Origin of the sequence: Flavobacterium sp. WC2430, assembly GCF_040822075.1 — a bacterium.
Taxonomy (GTDB): Bacteria; Bacteroidota; Bacteroidia; order Flavobacteriales; family Flavobacteriaceae; genus Flavobacterium.
The window spans coordinates 263,038-284,279 of the sequence record NZ_CP162007.1 but is presented as its reverse complement, the minus strand read 5'-3'; the positions used below and the strand labels follow the sequence as shown (position 1 = coordinate 284,279).

The following is a 21,242-nucleotide window of genomic DNA, read 5'->3' as shown; positions in this document are numbered from 1 at the left end:
AAATACAAGGGAGCTAAGAACTGCAATTAGAAATTTACGATTTGATTTAGACGTTTTCATACTTTTTGAAGCTATTTTATATTTAGAACTGCAATATAATTTAATTTCTATTTATCTCTATTACTCGGGCACATTTTTAATTTGGAATTTCAGCGATTGTCCGCGTGTCTACTTGGGTTGTCTTTGTTGGTCTAAAAATGAGTTAAGAGCTTTGCATCTAGTAAGATGAATTCTTTTTTTGCGGTATCGATTTTTCAAATTAAAGCAAGATTTACTACAATTTAAATACAGCAAAAGGCATATCGTCGATAGTTTTTTTTTTTCGAGCGTCATATTAATTTTGACACGCTTTCTGCTGTTTTAAAAGTAGGGTTAGCGAGTCCTGCACATAAAAAAAATATAGAAGGTAATTTTACCAGTTTTTGGATTTCAATTATACAAAACCATACTATAGTTAGAAAATAGTACACAAAAATCTTTGTGAAAATATAAGTTGTTTTTTTATTTTAAATAGAGAGAGGCTGTCTTCCCCCCGAAAGACAATCTCTTTTTTTTGCTTTGTGTTCAGGAGCGCGATTTTTGAATTAAAAAACGCGCCACAGCATAAAATAGAAGTATTTATTTCCCTGTGGCGTGTTTGAAATGAAGATTTTAAAATGTCGAAATGGATGGTTTATTTTCCAGGTTCTAATTGCGTACTTACGGCAATTCTATTCCAAGTATTAATGGTTGCAATTGCCATAATGATTTGAGCAATTTGGTTTTTGTCGAATAAAGCAGTTGCTTTTTCATACGTTTCATTTGACAAACCATGGTTGTGAATCAAGGTAATTTCTTCGGTCATGGCTAAAATTACTTTTTCTTCGGCAGTAAATAAATCGGTTTCACGCCAAGCATTTAAAAGAAAAATGCGTTGGGTAGTTTCGCCGTATTTTAGCGCATCTTTTGTGTGCATGTCGATACAAAAGGCGCAACCATTAATTTGTGAAGTTCTAATTTTAATTAGCTCTTTGTTTATTTTAGATAATTCTGTGTTCCCTAAATAGTTTTCTAAGGCAAACATAGCTTTGAACGCTTGTGGTTCGATGTCGTTGATGTTGATTCTTTTTTCCATTTTTTTATTTTGTTTTATTTGATAGAACAAAATTCGGAAATAGGAAACGGTAAAAACTTAAACTGGTTTAAGAACGGTTTTTATTTCGTATTTCACTTAAATATTCTGGAGTGAAACCTAAAAATGAAGCGATTAAATATTGTGGAATTCGTTGTACAAATTCAGGTTGTTTTTTGCAAAGCTGGTAATAGAATTCTTCTTTTGTAAAATCGTATAAATATTTGATTCGCATTTGTGAAGCTGCATAAGCCCGTTGGTAGATGAACCTAAAATAACGTTCCATTTTTGGGAATTCCAATAGTAGTTTTTCCTGAGCGTCCCTACTGATGGTTAGAATTTCAGTACGTTCTACAGCTTGAATGTAGAATTCAGAGGCCAATCTATGTTCGTAAGCAATGTTATCCGTCATCCACCAGTTTTCTATAGCAAATTCAGTGGTTTGTTCAATGCCTTTGTTGTTGATGAAAAATTTTCTCAAACAGCCCGTAAGTACAAAATAATGCGATTTGCAAATAGCTCCTTCTACAAGTAGGTTTTCTTTTTTTTTGAATTTTTGAATTTCAAAAAAAGCCATAATTGATGAAAATTCAGTTTCGTCAATTTCGATGAATTTCTCTAAATGGGTTTTAAAAATAGGTGCCATTTTTAGGGTTTTGTTTTTTAATTCAATTTTCTAGTTGTAGAAGAGCTCAGTTCTACATTCTAATGTATTCTCTTTTTTAAGAGCTAGTAAATTTAACCAAAAAATATAGCTTGTAATAATGTAGCGGTCAGATTGTTTATTATGTTCACGAGCGAGACGCTCGCGCCAGTAGACTGGGGTTGGTTTTTTACTTAGGTTCGTTTTTAAGTATATTTAAAGCCACAAAGTATAATCCCAATAAAACAAAGGGAATACTCAATATTTGTCCCATATTTAAACTCATTCCTTTTTCAAAATCTACTTGATTTATTTTAATAAATTCTATTAAAATCCTCATTATAAATATTAAAGTTATTGTTAAACCAAACAAAAATCCATTTCCTAACTTTATGTTATTAGTTTTATAAATAGTGAAGACTGTAATGAAAATTAAGAAATACGAAATCGCTTCATAAAGTTGTGCTGGATGTCTTGGTATATTATCAACACGTTTAAAAATAAATGCCCAAGGCATTGAAGTCGGATTGCCAATCATTTCAGAGTTCATTAAATTTGCAAGTCTTATAAATGTTGCTCCAAGTGGAGCGACGATTGCTATTAAGTCAAGTGTTTTAAGATATTTCATTTCATATTTTTTTGAATATAAATAAAGTGAAATAATTAACCCAACTGTTCCTCCGTGACTAGCTAAACCTGCAAAGCCGATAAATTTGTATTCTCCATTTAGAGTTTTCTTAATTGGTAAAATAATTTCTAATAGATTTTTAGAATAATACTCAAAATCATAAAATAAACAATGTCCTAATCTTGCTCCAACAAAAATTCCAACTATTCCGTAAATAAACAATGCTTCGTGTGCACTATCTTTTAAGTTTTCTCTTCTAAAAACTCCTTTCAGAATGTACATAGATAAAAGTAATCCACAAGCAAATAAAAGTCCGTAATATTTTAATGGAAAACCATAAATGTTTATTATTTCGGAGTCAAAATCCCAATTTATGTACAATGCAATCATATTCTTTTTTATTGATTTTTATTTTCTGCGATTTTTAGGTAAACTCGCGACTAAAGTTATGCTGCTACAGCGGGTTTGGGATTAAATTAAGCCCTATTTTCCCTTTGCTCGCGCGAGCGTCTCGCTCGTGCCCGCAATCAAAATCAATTGCTAATTATTTTAAAAGTAGATAATCATTAATTAACTAAATTTCTTGTTGCTCTTTTTATACTTTGTGTTCACGAGCGAGACGCTCGTGCCAGCAGACGGGCTAAACGGCTGTTAGCTGAAGTCTTGCTTGTAATTTATTGAATTCATTTCAAAAAGTTCATCCAGCATTTCTTTAAACAAATCTAATAATAAATTCAAAACTTGAAAATCTTTTATTTCTTCATCTGAAAAAAATGAAAGTTGTAATTCGCCTTTTGGAAGTTTGTCTTCCCAAATTCCATTTTGATCTGAAATTTGAATATTTACTTCTTTTAAGTTTTCAAGATAATTTCTGATTTTCTGATTCTGTAATAATTTCTTTGTTTTGAATTCATTATTTGCTTTTATTATAAAATCTTTGTCAAAATCTGCGCGTCCGATTTCGATGTCTTGAGCTCCGAATAATTTTTCTATTTTTCGCACGAATCCATTTCGGTATATTTCAAATTTGAAATTATCAACGGAAATAAATGAAACTATTACACGTGTTTTTTCTGTGCTGAATTTTCCAGACCATAAAGTATAATTATCAAAAACTACTTTAGTGTTTTTATAATCAATTTCAGTTCTGTCAGAATACCAAGAAACACCTTCGATAAATTTACCACAAGAAATTTTGGCAAACTCTTCCCAAACATTGATTTTGTTTATGCTCATTTTATGCTTTATAAGTTCAATGTTACAGCGATTTTGAAAAGCTTTCTTTGCTCGCGCGAGAGTCTCGCTCGTGCCCGCAATCAAAATCAATTTCTAATTATTTTAAAAGTAGATAATCATTAATTAACTAAATTTCTTGTCGCTCTTTTTATACTTGGTATTCACGAGCGAGACGCTCGCGCCAGCAAGGGGGAAAAGTTTTGAGCATTATCAATTAGTTTTTTAGTTTTTCGGCTACCTCATCGTAATATTCTTGTGTCAGTACCTCAGTCCAAGTTGTCGGTTGTCCACCAGCATATAAAGCTAAATAAGTCACATCACTAACCTTGGTTGAGGAATGCCAGTGTTCTATATCTTTTTCACATTTAATCACATCACCTTTTTTCAGACTTATGGGTTCTTTTCCTCTTTCTTGATAATATGCTTCTCCATCTACAATTATTAAGACTTGTGCAGAACCATGTTTATGCCAATCCAAGGTTGAGTTGGCTTTAAATGTTGCTTTTGTGATATTATAACCCAATTCAGTATCATCGTGAATAATTGCATTCAACCAGGCTTCTCCTATGTAATGAGTATTTGGTGCTTTTGTGCCCTCTGAAAGATATGAGGAAACTTTATATTCGGAATTTTGGGAAAATCCCGATGATGAGGCTAAAATAAATAGGGCTAAAATTGATTTTTTCATTTTATACTTTTTAAAGGTTTTATATTTTTTGTTTGCATTAGATTTTTCAAGATTGCGTACAACGTTTTGTCTTTGAGATGGCTGGATGTTCGTAAACGCTCAGTTTTCTGCTTAACGAAAACTTAATGCGAAACGAGAATACCACTAAATTCCAGCTAGCTCCTTTGCTCGCGCGAGCGTCTCGCTCGTGACCGCAATCAAAATCAATTGCTAATTATTTTAAAAGTAGATAATTATTAATTAACTAAATTTCTTGTTGCTCTTTTTATACTTTGTGTTCACGAGCGAGACGCTCGCGCCAGCAAGGGGGTTGTGCGATCGCTTATTCGACAATACAAGCTTTTATGAAACTTTTCCCAAGATTAGTGAATTTAATTGATTGCTTTCTAATTTCAATTTCTAACACAAGGTCTTCATTATTCTTTTCATTACGAATTTCATCGAGCTGGTTTTCTAATTTTTCATGAATCTTTTTATAATCTTTAGTTATTAGTTCTTCATATTTATCCAAGTCATTTTTATTAATTAAATTTCTTTCAAATTCAATAAGTCCGTTATGATATAAATTATCAATGTAAAGGTCAATATTCTTCGGAAAAATAAGGTCTACTTCGTTTTCTATACCCGTTAGATTCTTTGCATATTCTATAAAAACTTCTTCACGATCTTGAAAGGAATAATCAATTAGTCGTTTTATATTGTCCCTTGTTTTTGCTTCTTCATCTGGTTTTTTAATTTCTTCTTTATATCTACGGATATAAAGCTCTATTAACGGAATTCTATCTTTCAAATAATAATGAAATAAAATTTTTGCTTCATCGGCTGAAAGATTATTTAAAATTGTAATGAAGGCTGGATGAACTAAATTTGAAGTTTCTTCAAAACTAGCTTTAGCTAATAAATTTAAAAAACTTTCGGATAATTCGTTTTGTTCAAGATAAGTAAGTTTTTCTAAAATTGGTAATCCAACATATGGTTGGACTTGAGTCAATGTTAGATTTGGATTTTCTAATTTTTCCGAATATCGTTTTATATTTACATCAAAGTATAATTTGGATCTTTGATTTATTAATTTAAGAGGTAATAAAATTAAGTTTGCTGAATCTAGTACAGTTGATAAAGCTTCACCAACTTTGGTCATTCCTGGCTGAAATAAATCTTTATATATTTCTTTTGTAGGTAAATTTAAAATTTTTAATTCCATTATCTTCAGTTTTTTTTAAAATGTCTTATAACGTTTTGCTGCTTTGAGATGGCTGGAAGTTCGTAACCGCTCAATTTTCGGCTTAACGAAAACTTGATGCGAAACGGTAATTCCACTTAACTCCAGCTAGCTCAAAACAGCTGTTGTGCGTTCGGTTTTATTTTCATTTATACTTCCCAAGGATTTGCTTTTTCTTTCCAATTTTTCCATTCTAATTTAATTTTAGCGATTATTTTTTCGCCAGCAAATGCAATAGTTTCTTCGTGTGTTTGATAAATTACCCAATCTGCATTTTCATTAGTAAAAAAAATATCTGGCGAAACATATTCTCTTATTGAAATTTGGGAGTAGATATTTTCTTCTCTAGCTTCGTTAAAGGAATAAATTTCCCCAATATTAATTTCTAATAAGATTCTATTTAGTTTTTCATAACCAAATTCATTTTCAAAGTTTTCAGAATCAAAATATATAGTATTTTCTGTTGGCTCTCCTACTAATGGAATCCAAAAATCATACGGATTTATATTCCACTTCTTTTTGAGATTATCTTTTACAATTTTTATTTCCATTCAAACTTTAATCTTTTTTGGTTATGAAATTTTGCAAATAATTGTTGATTCAAATTTCGGTTGTATGTCGCTCTAAACTGACGCACAACTTGCATATATCATCAAATATATGCAACTTTTTCCGCTTTCTATTTATGGATTGTAATTGTTTTCTTTCGAATCGTGTTGATTTGAAACTTGGGGTTGACTTTAGGACTTTCGACTAGGAACTGCGTGAAGGATGGCAGTGGAGCTCTTTATAGTTTTACCCTTCGGGATAAAACAATAAAAGCGGGAACGAACAGCCTGACCCGTACTTTTTAGGAAGGGTCACGCCCAAATGCTTAGGAAAATCTTTGTTATTGCAGTCTAAAACGCATAGAAATTTCATTCTGTGTTGACGCTTCTGTATCGGGGATAAAAAAGCTTGGTTGGCTTGGAAAAATTTTATAATTTTGCAGGCGAATTTTATCATGTAAATTAAAGAAGAAGATGGATATCAAAAGAGTAGCAATAGACGCTGTAAACGAAACGATTGTAATGACAGTTGTTCAGATGGATTACAAAGGTCAAGTAGCAAAAAGAATAAACGAAAAAATGCCTTTGGCAACAGTTAAAGGATTTAGAAAAGGAGCTGTGCCTAAAGATCTTGTTGAAAAACAATACGGTAAAGCGATAAAAGAAGAAGAAGTAAAAAAAGTGGTTGACTTGGCTTTAGAGCGTTTTGTACAATCAGAAAGATTAAACCTTCTTGGGACTCCACTTCCTAAAGTAAACGAAAACTTTGATTGGAGTGCTGAAGAATTGGTTTTTGAATATGAAATTGGTTTGGTTCCTAACTTCGAATTGGATTTAGAGGCCAAAAACGATATCGTGAAATATGTAGTTACTGCTGACGATAAATTAATCGATAGTCAAGTAGCACGTATCCAAAAACAATTTGGTACTGCAGTTCCTCAAGAGGTTGTTGCAGCTGACTCTGATGTTACTGGAACATTCTCTAACGAAGAAAAAGGAATTAATAACGCAACGACTATTGCTGCTGATCTTTTTAAAGACAAAGCGACTTTTGATTTATTCATTGGTAAAAAAGTAGGTGACGTGGTTACTGTAAATACTAAAGGTTTATTTGAAGACGACCACCAATTGATGGACGTAATGAAAGTAAGTCATGATGATGTTCACGGTTTAGAGGTTGATGTAAACTTCACTATTGAAGCAATCAACGCAGCGGAACTAGCTGAATTGAACCAAGAATTGTTTGACAAATTGTTTGGTGCTGGAACTGTAGCTTCATTAGATGAGTTGAAAGCAAAAATCAAAGAAGATGCTGAGGCGCAATTTGCAACTCAAGCGGACCAAAAATTATTAGGAGATGTTACTGAGTTCTTAATCGAAAACACAAAATTTGATTTGCCTTCAGAATTCTTGAAAAAATGGTTGCAAACTGTTGGAGAGAAAAAATTATCTCCTGAAGAAGCTGAAGTTGAATATGCACGTTCTGAAAAAGGATTGCGTTTTCAATTGATCGAAGGTAGAGCAATGGCTCAATCAGACATCAAAATCACTTTTGAAGACTTGAAAACATTTACTACAAAAAACATCCGTCAACAAATGGCACAATTCGGACAAACAAATCCTACGGACGAAGAAGTTCAAGGAATTGTGGCAAGAGTTTTGTCTAACCAAGACGAAGTAAAAAGACTTTCTGACCAAGTGGTTGCTGAAAAATTGTTGGAATTGTTCAAAGAAAAAGCACAACCAACAACGAAAGAAGTTACTTACGACGAATTTATTGCTGCGTCTTACGGAGAATAAATTTTAGTCCAAAAAGTCAAAAGTCATAAAGTCGAATGTCAAAAATTATGATTTTATTACAAAGACGAAATAATAAAAAATAGTTATATTTGAGCGTCAAATGAATTTTTTTCTTTGACGCTCTTTTATTTGAATCAATTTCAGGAGCTAATCCAGCTCTTCGTTTCAAGTTTTTTCAACTGTTTCAGTTTTTATTCTTCTTGTAAGAGCTTCTTTCAGTCGCTTTACAAGAATGAAAAAACTAAAAAACAGTTTTCAAAAAGCTTTACACTGCGATCTGGGCTAGAAAAGGAGACATATTGACATCATTTAGAAAGAGGTATGACCTTTGCTTTGGATAAAAGACACAATAGATAACGTAAAACTTAGAACAAAAAAATATGAACTACGGTAAAGAATTTAAAAAATTTGCTACAAAGCATCAAGGAGTAAATGCAATGTATTACGATAAAATCGTAGCAGCAATGAATCCTACAAATATGACTCCATACATCATTGAAGAACGCCAGTTGAACATCTCTCAATTAGACGTTTTCTCGAGATTGATGATGGACAGAATTATTTTCCTTGGAACAGGAATTGATGACCAAATTGCAAATATCGTTCAAGCACAATTATTATTCTTAGAAAGTGCTGATGCTTCTAAAGATATCCAAATTTACTTAAACTCTCCAGGAGGAAGTGTTTATGCTGGTTTAGGAATCTATGACACGATGCAATACATCAAGCCAGATGTAGCGACTATTTGTACAGGAATGGCAGCTTCTATGGGAGCGGTATTGTTATGTGCAGGAGCAGCAGGAAAGCGTTCGGCATTGCCACATTCAAGAGTAATGATTCACCAACCATCAGGAGGAGCACAAGGTGTAGCAACTGATATGGAAATCAACTTACGTGAAATGTTGAAACTGAAAGACGAATTGTATAAAATCATTTCGCACCATTCAGGACAAACATTCGAAAAAGTACACAACGATAGTGAACGTGACTACTGGATGATTGCTGATGAAGCAAAAGAATACGGAATGATTGATGAAGTTTTAAGAAGGAGTTAAAAAAAATAGTTACAAGTTTAAGGTTTAAGGTTTAAGGTTGCTGTGGTAACTTTAAACTTTAAACGTTTAAACTTTAAACAAAAAAAGATGGCAAAAGAAAAATTAGAATGCTCATTTTGTGGAAGGAAAAAACCGGAAACCCAACTATTAATTGCTGGAATAGATGCGCATATCTGTGATAAATGTATCGAACAAGCGCATGGAATTGTACTGGAAGAAATAAAATCATCTGGCAGTTCTAAACTAACTGGGGATCTTATTTTAAAGAAACCAAAAGAGATTAGAGCGTTCTTAGACCAATACGTTATTGGGCAAGACCAAACTAAAAAAGTAATGTCGGTTGCGGTTTACAATCACTACAAACGTTTAATGCAACAGCAATTAGATGATGAAGTAGAGATTGAAAAAAGTAATATCATCATGGTAGGACAAACTGGAACTGGAAAAACATTAGTAGCTAAAACCATTGCTAAAATGTTAGACGTTCCTTTGGCTATTGTAGATGCTACGGTGCTTACTGAAGCTGGTTATGTGGGTGAAGATGTCGAAAGTATTTTGACTCGTTTACTACAAGCTGCGGATTATGATGTAGCCAAAGCAGAACGCGGAATTGTATTTATTGACGAAATAGACAAAATTGCTCGTAAGAGTGATAATCCATCTATTACACGTGATGTTTCGGGTGAAGGAGTACAACAAGCCTTATTGAAATTACTAGAAGGAACGGTTGTTAATGTACCACCAAAAGGAGGACGTAAACATCCAGATCAAAAATTTGTGGAGGTAAATACACAAAATATTTTGTTTATTGCTGGTGGTGCTTTTGATGGAATCGAAAGAATTATTTCGAAACGATTGAACCGTCAAGCGGTTGGTTATTCTACATCAAAAAATGTGGATAACATTGATAAAGACAATTTGTTACAATACATTATTCCAAAAGACATCAAAGATTTTGGATTAATTCCTGAGATTATTGGTCGTTTACCTGTGTTAACGCACATGGATCCATTAGACAGAGAAACATTAAGAGCGATTTTGACTCAGCCAAAGAATGCTTTAATCAAACAATATCAAAAATTATTTTTGATGGATGAGGTGGATTTCAGCATTACTGATGAAGCATTGGATTTTATTGTTGATAAAGCATTAGAATACAAATTAGGGGCTCGTGGATTGCGTTCTCTATGTGAAGCGATATTGACGGATGCCATGTATGAACTACCAAGTTCTGATGACAAAATATTAGAAATTGATGTAGATTACGCTAAAGAAACGTTGAATAGAAATTTACTGAAGCGTTTGGAAATTGCTTCATAAAGATTGCGTTTTTCTCAAAAATAGTAACCTGTTCATTGATTTGAACAGGTTTTTTTATGGGTACTTTACACTATTTGTTATTGTAAAAAAAAACAAACATTATTCTTTTATATCAACAATAGATTACCGATTTTTGTTCGCGTAAATCAATATTAAACAAAATGATAACAGAAGATAAAGAGATTATTTTATTAAAAGTTTCTGGTCAGGATAAACCTGGTGTAACAGCTGGTTTAACTTCTATATTAGCAACTTATGATGCTATTGTTTTAGATATTGGTCAAGCTGATATTCATGATACACTTTCTTTAGGAATTCTGTTCGAAATACAATCGGGTTCTTCTTCAGCACCTGTTTTAAAGGATTTATTGTTTAAAGCCTATGAGCTGGGAATCAAAGTGAAGTTTATTCCAATCACAATCCCAGATTACGAAATTTGGGTAAAAGCGCAACGCAAGCAACGTTATATCATCAATATTTTGGGCGAAACATTGACAGCTGTTCAATTAGCGGCGGTTACTAAAATCATGTCGGATCAAAATTTAAATATTGATGCTATCAAAAGATTAACGGGTAGAACTTCTGTTGTAGAAAAGGAGGAATTTCCTCGTTCTTGTGTACAATTATCCGTAACGGGTAATATTGTAGATAAAACGTTGATGACAGCTAGTTTTATGGAAATTTCCAGAACTTTAGATGTCGATATTTCTTTTCAAGAGGACAATATGTATAGAAGAAACAGACGCTTGGTGTGTTTTGATATGGATTCTACTTTAATTCAAACAGAAGTAATTGACGAATTAGCGGATCTTGCAGGTGTAGGGGAGCAGGTGAGAGCCATCACTGAATCAGCGATGAACGGCGAAATTGATTTTAGCGAAAGCTTCAAGAAACGTATGGCTTTATTAGAAGGCTTGAGTGAAGAAGTTTTACAAAATGTGGCAGTCAATTTACCAATAACGCAAGGAGCACATCGCTTGATGAAAGCCCTGAAGTATTATGGATACAAAACGGCTATATTATCTGGTGGATTTACCTATTTTGGTAAATATTTGCAAAAGGAATTGGGAATTGATTACGTTCATGCCAATGAATTAGAGATTATTGATGGAAAACTAACAGGAAAATATATAGGGGAAATTGTTGATGGAGCTAAAAAAGCCGAATACCTACAAGCCATTGCCGATAAAGAAGGAATACACATCAACCAAACCATTGCAGTAGGTGATGGAGCCAATGATTTGCCAATGTTAAACTTGGCAGGTTTAGGAATTGCTTTTCATGCCAAACCTACAGTAAAAGAAAGTGCTTCTACTTCAATCTCTAGTTTGGGTCTTGATGGCGTTTTGTACCTTTTGGGTTACCATGACCGACACATTGATATGATGGAGTAATATATTATTATTATTATTATTATTATAAAAATATTTATGGCCTTAACTCGAATTGAGTTAAGGCTTTTTTATTGTTAATATTTTCATTAAAAAAGGATTTGGTTTTAAATAAGTTGTAATTTTAATGTTCGTTTTTTTTTACATAAAGCAGTAGAAACCTCAATTGAAAAGTGATGCTGAAAATAATTTAATAGTTAGCAAAATGACAAAACAAATCTGGCTTAATTTACCTGTTAAGGATGTTAAGAAATCAAAAGTATTCTTTGAGAAAATAGGCTTTTCTTTTAATGAGAAAAATGAAACAGCGCATTCGGTTTGTATGATAGTAGGAGATAAAAATTTTGTGGTCATGCTTTTTGAGGAATCTGTTTTTGGTAAATTTTTACAAAATAAGATTACCGATACTAAATCTAGTTCGGAAATATTAATTTCGTTAGATGCAGAAAGTAAGAAAGAAGTAAATGAATTGGCAAAAAAAGTAACTGATGCTGGAGGTGTTGTTTTTTCTAAACCTGCTGAAAATGAAGGATGGATGTATGGCTTTGGTTTCGCAGATTTAGATGGACATCGTTGGAATGTTTTATATATGGATTTTGGAAAACTTCAAAAGTAGATAATTTAATAATTTAAAAAAATAGAATCATGGCAACAATCAATCCTTATTTAATTTTCAATGGCAATTGCGAAGAGGCATTTTTATTTTATCAATCGGTATTTGGGGGTGAATTTCCTTATTTGGGAAAGTTTAAAGACATGCCAGCCTCCGATACTACACCAGCACTTTCTGAAGAAGATGCCAATAAAATAATGCATGTTACCTTGCCTATTGGTAAAGGATCTGTATTAATGGGTAGTGATAGTAATTCAGCCAGTGGCGCCGTTGTTTTTGGAGGAAATGTTTCTCTTTCTATCAATGCTGAAAGTAAAGAAGAAGCGGATAAATTGTTTGACGGACTGTCTGCGGGAGGGAATCCTTTTATGCCAATGAATAAAACGTTTTGGGGGGCTTATTTTGGAATGTTTGTGGATAAATTTGGAATTCACTGGATGGTGAATTTTGATGAAAATGAAAATTAATTCTCATTAAAAACAAGGGTATGCTTCTTAATTTCCATAGATTTTAGATGATGAGGAGCTTTGCATATTCCTCTGGCGCCACATCGCATGCGGTGTGGTCCGCAGGAGGCAAGTAGGGTAATACTAACTAATAAAAGTAAGACTTTTTTCATTTTTAGTAGATCACTTTAATCTGCATTTGTTTTAAATCTTCTAAATAATCACGCTGATTAGCCAAGCGAGGAATTTTATGTTGCCCACCCAATTTATGCCTGTCTTTCAACCAATCGTAAAATAAATTTTCACGAGCTATATTAATCACTAACGGATTTAACGTCATGTTATTGTGTCTTTTAGCTTCGTAATCTGAATTTAAAGACTGTAAAGTTTCATCCAATACTTTCTGAAAAAGAACCATATCAGTAGGTTTTCTCTTAAATTCTATCATCCATTCGTGAGCTCCTTTTTCTTTATCAACCATGAATATGGGAGCAACAGTATAATCTACTATTTCAGAATGGGTAATGCAACAGGCTTTAGCAATGGCCTGATCCGTATTCTCGACCATCAATTCTTCACCAAAAACATTAATATGATGTTTGGTTCGGCCAGTCACTCGAATTCGGTACGGATTTAAAGATGTAAAACGTACGGTGTCACCTATTAAGTAACGCCACAAACCTGAATTAGTGGTAATGACAATGGCGTAATTTTTAAACAATTCAACATCTGCCAATCGAATGGTTTTTTGATTGGGAGTCCCAAAGGTGTCCATCGGAATAAATTCATAGAAAATTCCATAATCCAACATCAGTAACAAATCACTTGAATTGTTCAAATCTTGAATGGCAAAAAAGCCTTCGGAAGCATTGTATATTTCGTAATATTTAAAATCTTTTTTAGGTAGAATTTTTTGGTATTGTTCGCGGTATGGGTCAAAATTAACACCTCCATGAAAATACACTTCAAGATTAGGCCAGATTTCAAATAGATTTCCTTTGCCTGTTTCCTCTAGCATTTTATTCATTAAGACCAACATCCAGGATGGAACACCAGCAAAACTGGTTACATTTTCTTTCTTAGTTTCATTTATAATTGCTGCGATTTTAGTTTCCCATTCACTCATAAGCGAAATTTTGCTGCTAGGCGTACTACTAAATTCTGCCCAAATAGGCATATTTTCAATCAAAATAGCAGATAAATCTCCAAAAAAACTACTGTTGTTTTCATAGATCTGAGAGCTCCCGCCAAGGCGAAGGCTTTTGCCTAAAAATAATTCTGAATTCTCATTGTTGTTTAAATACAGGCATAATAAATCCTTACTTCCTTTGTAATGACAATCTTCTAATGCCTCATTACTTACTGGAATGAACTTGCTTTTTGCATTGGTTGTTCCGCTTGATTTTGCAAACCATTTAATGGGCGTTTCCCAAAATAAATTTTGTTCTCCATTGCGGGTTCGTTCAATTAAGGGGTTGATGTCTTCGTAACAAGTGACCGGAACTCTTTCGCTAAAAGTAGCGTACGAGGTTATTGATGCAAAATCATAATCTTTACCTAGAACGGTGTTCTTTGAAGAATGGATTAAATTCATAAGCAATTCCTCCTGAACCTCATTTGGGTATTTCAGGAAAAGTTCTATCTGATGGATTCGTTGTTTTAAAACCCAAGATGCAAACGAATTGATTATAGTTAATGGCATTTTTTAAAATTGGCGTTATGAAATTAGCATTATGAATGATAACTTTACCAAAAATAACAAAATTTGCCAAACATCAAACTTTAAACTTTAAACTTAATGCAATACGAAGGTGTACTTACTAAAATGCAAACTGAATTTGGAAATCCAATTCAATATTATTTAGTTTTCGAGGACGGTTTTTTAAATGTCAATCAATTATTAGATAAAAAAATTGAAATTGACTTTGTAGGGTATCAATGTTTGAATTGTGGAAAGAAGAAAAAAATATTTAGACAAGGATGTTGTTATGATTGTTTTTATTCCAGTGCTTCGGTTGGGGATTGGATTATGAAACCCGAATTAAGTACAGCACATTTAGGAATTGAAGATAGGGATTTGGCCTATGAAGAGAAAGTACAGTTGCAACCCCACATAGTCTATTTGGCTTTGTCAAGTGAAGTAAAAGTAGGAGTGACAAGAAAAACACAAGTACCTACAAGATGGATTGACCAAGGAGCAAATGAAGCTATTTCAATTGTTGAGGTACCTAATCGCTATTTAGCTGGAATTACGGAGGTAGCGCTGAAAAATTATTATGCTGATAAAACCAATTGGCGTAAAATGCTTACCAATAATGTGGAACATGTAGACTTAATTGCCGAACGTTTAAAACTAGAAAATTTGATTCCAAAAGAGGTTCATGAGTATTTCTATATGGATAAGAATGATTTGTATGAGATGCATTATCCGGTGTTGGAATATCCCACAAAAGTGAAAAGTTTAAGTCTGGATAAAACGCCTAGTTTTCAGGGGAAATTAACAGGGATTAAAGGGCAGTATCTTTTATTTGAAGATGGAACAGTTTTTAATATTCGAAGTTCTGAAGGATATGTAGTAAAGATTTTAGTTTAAAATTAAATCGTATAATGAAATGAAAAAGGGGAATCCCAGCATTGAGATTCCCCTTTTTCATTACAGTTCAAATAAGATTTTTAATTAATTTACTTTGGTTGTATCGACCACTTTTTTCTTTTTATTAAAAAAACCATTCAGTAAATCGGTAGCTTTCGTTTTTACTTGTTCAGTAGCTTTTGTTTTAATTTCTTCTTTGGTAACTGGGATAACTGTTTTTGTAGTATCACCAGGTTTTTTATTTTTATTGATTAAATCAGTCAAAGCAGAAGTTCCTTGTTTTACTAGTCGCTCTTTTTGTTGTTGAACTAATTGATTTGTCAAATTAGTAACCGCTGTTTTAATGTCAGTTGTAATTTTTGGAGAAGTGAAATTCCCAGTCAAAATCGCATTAATAGGGATGCTTTCCATTTTTGCAGCATCTGCAGGAGATAATCTAGCTATAAGTGCATTGGCTTCAGTTCCTAAGTATTTAGCGGGAACATCAAATTTTAAATTATAATTCATGCTTTGATCAAATCCATGCGTTCCGCCTATTGTTGCTTTGATGTCTTTGTATTTGATGTCAAATGGTTTTACATTCACTTTTCCATTTTCAAAAGTAATGGCTGCTTTTAAATCATTCAAATTAATTTTACTAACATCAATGAATTTCAAATTAGATCCCAATGCTGTTAGCAAAGTAGAGTTGGTTGAATTTAACGTAGTTGATAACAATTGTCCTAATAAATCTCCAGTCAATGTTTTTAAATCAGGGCTCATAGAATCTGTAAGATTTCCATTTAATTTAATGGTGGAGTTTAATTTTCCATTAATGATACCGGCTATTGGAGCAATCTTTTTTAACATGTCCAGTTGGGTAAAAGATTGTGCAATATCCACTTGATTTAAACCTAAGTTCATTTCAAAAGTTGGTGTTTTTCCTTTTGTGGAAACGGCACCATTCAACCCAATTGTTCCACCAAAAATTGACGTTTTAACATTTTCCATGGTCATTTTTTCGTCTTTTACGATCAATTTTCCAGATACCTCTTTCAATGTTAAATTATCATATAAAACGGTATTTGCTTTTGCAGTAAGCGAACAGTTCAAGAAAGCTGGGATTTTCATGGCTTCTGCTTTTTTAGCTTCAGCTCCTGAATTTGTTTCGGGTGTCATAAAATCACTTACGGCCAATTGATTTGAATTCAAATTAAAATTCCCTTTCAATTCTTGGTTTTTAAATATAAAACCGTAGAAATTTTCTAAAACTCCCGTTATAGCTATATCACTTTTTCCAGTTGTTGCATTAAATTGTTTTAAATTTACTTGACTAGGATTGAATTGCACTAATGCATTACTGATGTTCATTGATTTGCCGTTTTCATCTACATATTTAAAACCAGACAAACTCATTGTACCAGCATTATTGATGTTTTGATATTCGCTTTTTTCAACAGATTGCATGTCAAATTTTGTCGTCACATCCGCTTTTAGAATTCCTGATAATGGTTTATCTAATTTAATTGGATAGGCTTGCGATAAATTGGACAAATTGATTGTCCCTTTTAGTGCGGCATCCACAATTGCATTTTGTGTTACGTTTTTAATATTAGCTTTAGCATTAAAAACATCTTGATCTATTTTGAATGATAGCTTTTCTAAATTGATGTAAGTATCGTTTAAAACCCCTGTTTCATTGATGATTTTAGTGTCAATTACAATATTTTGTACTGATTTTGGTAAGTCTGGATATTTAAAGGAAGCATTATTTGATGCGATTTCAACATTGAATTTAGGCACTGTTGTGTCTGAATATAATCCTTTGGCAAAACCAGTCACGGTAAAATCACCAGTTGTTTTTACATTGTCTAAACTGGCAGCATAAGCAGCAGGTATTATTCCTAAGAAATTTTTGAATGATGAAGTTGGGGTTTTGAATTTTAAATCATATTCCTGTCCAGCATCTACAAGTTGAATAAATCCATCAAACTCTAATGGTAATTGATTGATTAAAGCTTTATTTTCCTTAAAAGTATATTTGCTTTTATCTAGATCAATTCCTAGAACAGCGTCCAATGTCAAAGGAACTTTATTCATGTAATTGACTTTGTCCATATCAAGAGATACCTTAGCTGTAGACTTTGTTACTAAGTCTAATTTTTGAGCTGCAAAATCACCTGTTCCTTCATGGTTTAAACTATCGATAACCATTTTAATTTTGGACGATTCATCAAAGTATTTGAACTTGAAATTTTCAATTTTATAATTTTGAATATTTAAAGCTAAGGGACTACTTTTCGAATCAGTTTTAGAATTGTCTTTTATAGCAATATCGTAGTTGCCTATACCATCTTTATTAAATAGAATATTTATCAAACCATTTTTGGATGTAATTCCTTGAATTTCCATCGCTTCATTCTTGCCTTTAAAAAGCTCTTTGATTGACATTTTTAAATTCAACTCTCCCAATGAGATTAAAGTATCTCCTTCAAACGGAACTTTGTTGATAATAACCAGCTTATTTAATGTAACATTTGCATTCGGGAAGTTTTTAAACAAACTCAAATCAGCATCCGCAAAGGAAACTTTGGCATCTACTTTTTCATTTATAGCATCAGTAATTTTAGCCTTTATTTGATCCTTAAAGAAATAAGGAATAGCAAAAAGAGATGCCACTATTAAAAGCATTATGATTCCAACGATTTTTAATATTTTCTTTAACATAAGGTTTGCTGTTTATTTTTATTTGTAGTACAAAAATGTTGCCGTAATTTATTTACAAAAATAGCGTATTAGGGCTAAGATAATTTATAATATTTTCATAATAAGTTATATCTTTTTTGTTAGCAGTAGTTTGGTTTTAAGTCCTATAAATATAAAAAAAATCCGTCTGGTAGTTAAACGAGACGGATTAAGATAAATGTATATTATTATTTTATATTAATTTCAAATGGCATCATGGCTTGCACTCCTTTTTGTTCTTGAAATCTTTTTACTTGTTCCATTAGCATATAATTTTCTTCGCCTATTTCCTCTTTTATGAAGTTTACTTTTGATTGTGCAAACGGTAGACTAGATAATAGATCATTAAAATCTTTCTTGTACTCAGGATAGTTTTGAGTACCGTATTTTTGTGTTTTACTTAACTTCGCTGCTTCTTTGATAGCATCATTCAAACTACCAATTTTATCTACAAGTCCAATTTTTAAGGCTTCTGATCCAGCCCAAACTCTTCCTTGCGCAATAGCGTCTACTTGTTCGAAAGTCATTTTACGTCCTTCGGCTACATGAGTAACAAATGTATTGTAGATATGTTCTACACCTTCAAGAGTAACCGCTTTAAATTTTTCGTCTAATGGGACAAATGGACTATAACGGGACGCATTTTCATGAGTTCGTACTTGTTCCACATTAATACCTATTTTTTTCGTCAGTTGACTGAAATTAGGTAATATTCCAAAAACACCTATAGATCCTGTAATAGTGTTGTTTTCGGCAAAAATAGTGTTCGCATTACATGCAATATAATACCCACCTGAAGCAGCATAATTTCCCATAGAAACAACCACTGGTTTTACTTTTTTAGTCAATTCGACTTCTCTCCAAATTAAGTCAGAAGTTAATGCATTTCCACCTGGACTATCAATACGAAGTACTATTGCTTTTACATCTTTATTTTTTCGGGCTTCTTGTAGAGAACGACGCATAGATCCTTCACCAATAGTATTCACATCACCTTCTCCACTTTGAATTTCGCCTTGAGCATATATGATGGCAATTTTATTTTGTGTATCAGTAACAATGGAAGTTGTTTTTATTTTTTTAGCATAGTCAAAAACGTTCACTTTGTTGTAATCTTCGTCTTTGTCCACTTTTAATGCTTTTCTAATCGCATCATGATACACATCTTCGTAAGCAATCACATCTATTAATTTTTGCGCTTTAGCCATTTCTGGAGTTCTAGCAAGAAGACCATTAGCAATTTCATTTAATTTTTCTACGGAGACTTTTCGGCTGGAAGCAATTTCAGAAACTACAGAACCCCAAATTGAATTTAACAATGCCGTAGTTTGCTCTCTATTGGCATCACTCATTTTGTTTTCAAGGAAAGGTTCTACTGCACTTTTGTATTTTCCATGGCGTATTACTTCCATTTTTACCCCTGTTTTTTCTTGAAAATCTTTGAAAAACATCAGTTCTGCCGATAATCCTTTGAAATCCATGTCACCTACTGGATTTAAGTAAATCGTTTTAGCAACGGAGTTTAAGTAATATTCTTTTTGCGTATAGGAATTGGCATAAGCCATAACAAATTTCCCTGATTTTTTAAAGCTTTCTAACTCATCTCTTAATTCTTTACTCTGAGCCATTCCCAGTGAAGATTTGTTATTTAAAATAGAAATCCCTTTTATGTCGCTATCATTTTTAGCGACTTCAATCGCATTAATAACATCAGATAAACCAACGCTTTTTTTGTCTGAAAAAATGTTGATCCAAGGATCTTCATATTTTCCGGCATAATCATATTCTATATCTTCTAAGTTTAATTCAATTACCGAGTTGCTTTTTATTGCTACCGCTTCCGATTCTCCTCCAAAAACAGCTGCAACAAGCACTATCCCGAAGAAAAACAACATAAAAAAGACAAACAAACCAACAATAGTTGCTAATACATTTCCTAAAAACTTCATAATCTTATTTTTTTAATATGTCGCAAAAAGCATCTAAATGTTACAGATAAGATATGTATAACCTCTAAATTTAGTTACTAACACTTTGTGCAAATATAGTTCTATTCTAAAATTGTTTTAGTTAATTTGTGCTTAATATGAAATCACAACATCAGGTCGTTTTATCTCTAGGTAGTAATCAAGGCAATCGCCATGAAAACATTAAACAGTGTCTGGAATTAATTCACCAAGAAATAGGTACCATTATTAAAGTTTCCAAAGTATATGAAACACCATCATGGGGTTTTGAAAGTGATGCTTTTTATAATTGTGCATTGGTATTACATACTTTTAATTCGGCCAATAAAGTGCTTAATCTAGCATTAAAAATCGAAAAAAAACTAGGTCGGATTCGTACTGATGAAAAAGGATATCAATCTCGAATTATTGATGTTGATTTGATAGCTTTTGATGATATTATTATTGATTCTGAAAAGCTTCAAATTCCGCATCCTTTAATGCAAAATAGAAAATTTGTATTGTTGCCCATTCAGGATTTAGATTTGAATTGGGAACATCCTATTTTGAAAAAATCGATTTCAGTATTATTACAAGATTGTCCGGATGACAGTAATTGCGTTGTGGTTCATAATTTAGAAAGTCCATTGCAAAATATTTCTTTTGAACAATTTAATTATGTAGCTTTCGAAGGTAACATTGGAGCGGGTAAAACGACTTTGGCAACAAAAATAGCCGAAGATTTTAATGCCAAAACTGTTCTAGAACGTTTTGCTGATAATCCATTTTTACCCAAATTTTATAAAGACCAAAACAGATATGCCTTTCCTCTCGAAATGTCATTTCTTGCGGATAGATACCAGCAATTATCTGATGATTTAGCGCAGTTTGATCTTTTTAAAGACTTTCTGGTGGCTGATTATCATATTTTTAAATCTTTAATTTTTGCGAAAATTACCCTTGCAGAAGATGAGTATCGCTTGTATCGCAATTTGTTTGATATTATTTATAGAGAAATGCCCAAGCCTGACCTTTATGTTTATTTGTATCAAAATTCAGAACGTCTTTTGCAAAACATAAAGAAAAGAGGAAGAAGTTACGAGCAGAAAATCCCCGCTGATTATTTGGACAAAATTAATAGCGGTTATCTGGATTACATTAAATCACAAACGGATTTGAATGTTTTGATTATTGATGTTTCGGACAAGGATTTTGTGAAAAATCAAGAAGATTACCTTTATATTTTAGAAGAAATAAGAAAGAAAATTGCTTCGTAAT

The 21,242-nt window shown here is 32.5% G+C and carries 18 protein-coding genes; 8 read left to right on the top strand and 10 right to left on the bottom strand.

All coding sequences use genetic code 11. The annotated features are described in order from the left end of the window. Positions 1-673 precede the first annotated feature (673 nt). The 7 genes from AB3G36_RS01330 to AB3G36_RS01300 all read right to left on the bottom strand — a co-directional run bounded on the left by AB3G36_RS01330 (position 674) and on the right by AB3G36_RS01300 (position 6,079). Complete coding sequence (locus tag AB3G36_RS01330; protein WP_367755245.1) at positions 674-1,114, bottom strand: carboxymuconolactone decarboxylase family protein; 441 nt, start codon at positions 1,112-1,114, stop codon at positions 674-676. 67 nt (positions 1,115-1,181) lie between these two features. Continuing rightward, positions 1,182-1,757 (bottom strand): Crp/Fnr family transcriptional regulator, encoded by a 576-nt coding sequence (locus AB3G36_RS01325; RefSeq protein WP_367755243.1) that lies wholly within the window; start codon positions 1,755-1,757, stop codon positions 1,182-1,184. Between the two features lie 187 nt (positions 1,758-1,944). Beyond that, positions 1,945-2,772: a prolipoprotein diacylglyceryl transferase gene (gene lgt / locus AB3G36_RS01320; RefSeq protein WP_367755241.1), complete on the bottom strand. Its 828-nt coding sequence runs from the start codon at positions 2,770-2,772 to the stop codon at positions 1,945-1,947. Between the two features lie 261 nt (positions 2,773-3,033). Beyond that, positions 3,034-3,618, bottom strand: coding sequence for a hypothetical protein (locus AB3G36_RS01315; protein WP_367755239.1), 585 nt, complete (start codon positions 3,616-3,618; stop codon positions 3,034-3,036). Positions 3,619-3,832: 214 nt separating this feature from the next. Beyond that, the gene (locus AB3G36_RS01310; protein WP_367755237.1) at positions 3,833-4,306 is read right to left on the bottom strand and encodes a cupin domain-containing protein; all 474 of its coding nucleotides are present in this window, start codon (positions 4,304-4,306) and stop codon (positions 3,833-3,835) included. 322 nt (positions 4,307-4,628) lie between these two features. Then, a complete protein-coding gene (locus AB3G36_RS01305; protein WP_367755235.1) occupies positions 4,629-5,510 on the bottom strand; it encodes a DUF4393 domain-containing protein in 882 nt (293 codons plus the stop codon). 167 nt (positions 5,511-5,677) lie between these two features. Continuing rightward, on the bottom strand, positions 5,678-6,079 hold the full coding sequence (locus AB3G36_RS01300; protein WP_367755233.1) for a hypothetical protein: 402 nt from the start codon (positions 6,077-6,079) through the stop codon (positions 5,678-5,680). Between the two features lie 471 nt (positions 6,080-6,550). Here AB3G36_RS01300 and AB3G36_RS01295 point away from each other — a divergent pair, with 471 nt between their 5' ends. From AB3G36_RS01295 to AB3G36_RS01270, 6 genes are all read left to right on the top strand, one after another. Beyond that, on the top strand, positions 6,551-7,876 hold the full coding sequence (locus AB3G36_RS01295) for a trigger factor (RefSeq protein WP_367755231.1): 1,326 nt from the start codon (positions 6,551-6,553) through the stop codon (positions 7,874-7,876). 380 nt (positions 7,877-8,256) lie between these two features. Next, positions 8,257-8,931 (top strand): ATP-dependent Clp endopeptidase proteolytic subunit ClpP, encoded by a 675-nt coding sequence (gene clpP / locus AB3G36_RS01290; RefSeq protein WP_367755229.1) that lies wholly within the window; start codon positions 8,257-8,259, stop codon positions 8,929-8,931. A gap of 87 nt (positions 8,932-9,018) precedes the next feature. Then, complete coding sequence (gene clpX, locus AB3G36_RS01285) at positions 9,019-10,251, top strand: ATP-dependent Clp protease ATP-binding subunit ClpX (RefSeq protein ID WP_367755227.1); 1,233 nt, start codon at positions 9,019-9,021, stop codon at positions 10,249-10,251. 161 nt (positions 10,252-10,412) lie between these two features. Beyond that, complete coding sequence (gene serB / locus AB3G36_RS01280) at positions 10,413-11,645, top strand: phosphoserine phosphatase SerB (protein ID WP_367755225.1); 1,233 nt, start codon at positions 10,413-10,415, stop codon at positions 11,643-11,645. A 202-nt stretch (positions 11,646-11,847) separates the two neighbouring features. Next, complete coding sequence (locus AB3G36_RS01275) at positions 11,848-12,258, top strand: VOC family protein (protein ID WP_367755223.1); 411 nt, start codon at positions 11,848-11,850, stop codon at positions 12,256-12,258. Positions 12,259-12,287: 29 nt separating this feature from the next. Then, the gene (locus tag AB3G36_RS01270) at positions 12,288-12,722 is read left to right on the top strand and encodes a VOC family protein (RefSeq protein WP_367755221.1); all 435 of its coding nucleotides are present in this window, start codon (positions 12,288-12,290) and stop codon (positions 12,720-12,722) included. Positions 12,723-12,876: 154 nt separating this feature from the next. On the opposite strand, the gene AB3G36_RS01265 is transcribed toward AB3G36_RS01270, so the two are convergent. Beyond that, positions 12,877-14,403 carry a GH3 auxin-responsive promoter family protein gene (locus AB3G36_RS01265; RefSeq protein ID WP_367755219.1) on the bottom strand — a complete coding sequence of 509 codons (1,527 nt, stop codon included), beginning with the start codon at positions 14,401-14,403 and terminating at the stop codon, positions 12,877-12,879. Between the two features lie 96 nt (positions 14,404-14,499). Between AB3G36_RS01265 and AB3G36_RS01260 the strand changes: the two genes are divergently transcribed. Beyond that, the gene (locus tag AB3G36_RS01260) at positions 14,500-15,294 is read left to right on the top strand and encodes a DUF2797 domain-containing protein (RefSeq protein ID WP_367755217.1); all 795 of its coding nucleotides are present in this window, start codon (positions 14,500-14,502) and stop codon (positions 15,292-15,294) included. Positions 15,295-15,378: 84 nt separating this feature from the next. On the opposite strand, the gene AB3G36_RS01255 is transcribed toward AB3G36_RS01260, so the two are convergent. Together AB3G36_RS01255 and sppA are read right to left on the bottom strand one after the other, a co-directional pair. Then, positions 15,379-18,000 (bottom strand): AsmA-like C-terminal region-containing protein, encoded by a 2,622-nt coding sequence (locus tag AB3G36_RS01255; protein ID WP_367755215.1) that lies wholly within the window; start codon positions 17,998-18,000, stop codon positions 15,379-15,381. 206 nt (positions 18,001-18,206) lie between these two features. Beyond that, positions 18,207-19,967: a signal peptide peptidase SppA gene (gene sppA, locus AB3G36_RS01250; protein ID WP_367755213.1), complete on the bottom strand. Its 1,761-nt coding sequence runs from the start codon at positions 19,965-19,967 to the stop codon at positions 18,207-18,209. Between the two features lie 137 nt (positions 19,968-20,104). On the opposite strand from sppA, the gene folK reads away from it, so the two are divergent. Then, positions 20,105-21,241: a 2-amino-4-hydroxy-6-hydroxymethyldihydropteridine diphosphokinase gene (folK, locus tag AB3G36_RS01245; RefSeq protein WP_367755211.1), complete on the top strand. Its 1,137-nt coding sequence runs from the start codon at positions 20,105-20,107 to the stop codon at positions 21,239-21,241. Position 21,242: the final 1 nt, after the last annotated feature.

Excerpts from the sequence above, each read along its gene's own strand:
- lgt (WP_367755241.1), bottom strand. The coding sequence starts at position 2,772 with ATGATTGCATTGTACATAAATTGGGATTTTGACTCCGAAATAATAAAC.
- AB3G36_RS01270 (WP_367755221.1), top strand. The coding sequence starts at position 12,288 with ATGGCAACAATCAATCCTTATTTAATTTTCAATGGCAATTGCGAAGAG.
- AB3G36_RS01260 (WP_367755217.1), top strand. The coding sequence starts at position 14,500 with ATGCAATACGAAGGTGTACTTACTAAAATGCAAACTGAATTTGGAAAT.
- AB3G36_RS01275 (WP_367755223.1), top strand. The coding sequence starts at position 11,848 with ATGACAAAACAAATCTGGCTTAATTTACCTGTTAAGGATGTTAAGAAA.
- folK (WP_367755211.1), top strand. The coding sequence starts at position 20,105 with ATGAAATCACAACATCAGGTCGTTTTATCTCTAGGTAGTAATCAAGGC.
- clpX (WP_367755227.1), top strand. The coding sequence starts at position 9,019 with ATGGCAAAAGAAAAATTAGAATGCTCATTTTGTGGAAGGAAAAAACCG.
- AB3G36_RS01265 (WP_367755219.1), bottom strand. The coding sequence starts at position 14,403 with ATGCCATTAACTATAATCAATTCGTTTGCATCTTGGGTTTTAAAACAA.
- AB3G36_RS01315 (WP_367755239.1), bottom strand. The coding sequence starts at position 3,618 with ATGAGCATAAACAAAATCAATGTTTGGGAAGAGTTTGCCAAAATTTCT.
- sppA (WP_367755213.1), bottom strand. The coding sequence starts at position 19,967 with ATGAAGTTTTTAGGAAATGTATTAGCAACTATTGTTGGTTTGTTTGTC.
- serB (WP_367755225.1), top strand. The coding sequence starts at position 10,413 with ATGATAACAGAAGATAAAGAGATTATTTTATTAAAAGTTTCTGGTCAG.
- AB3G36_RS01295 (WP_367755231.1), top strand. The coding sequence starts at position 6,551 with ATGGATATCAAAAGAGTAGCAATAGACGCTGTAAACGAAACGATTGTA.
- AB3G36_RS01325 (WP_367755243.1), bottom strand. The coding sequence starts at position 1,757 with ATGGCACCTATTTTTAAAACCCATTTAGAGAAATTCATCGAAATTGAC.
- AB3G36_RS01300 (WP_367755233.1), bottom strand. The coding sequence starts at position 6,079 with ATGGAAATAAAAATTGTAAAAGATAATCTCAAAAAGAAGTGGAATATA.
- AB3G36_RS01305 (WP_367755235.1), bottom strand. The coding sequence starts at position 5,510 with ATGGAATTAAAAATTTTAAATTTACCTACAAAAGAAATATATAAAGAT.
- clpP (WP_367755229.1), top strand. The coding sequence starts at position 8,257 with ATGAACTACGGTAAAGAATTTAAAAAATTTGCTACAAAGCATCAAGGA.
- AB3G36_RS01310 (WP_367755237.1), bottom strand. The coding sequence starts at position 4,306 with ATGAAAAAATCAATTTTAGCCCTATTTATTTTAGCCTCATCATCGGGA.
- AB3G36_RS01255 (WP_367755215.1), bottom strand. The coding sequence starts at position 18,000 with ATGTTAAAGAAAATATTAAAAATCGTTGGAATCATAATGCTTTTAATA.
- AB3G36_RS01330 (WP_367755245.1), bottom strand. The coding sequence starts at position 1,114 with ATGGAAAAAAGAATCAACATCAACGACATCGAACCACAAGCGTTCAAA.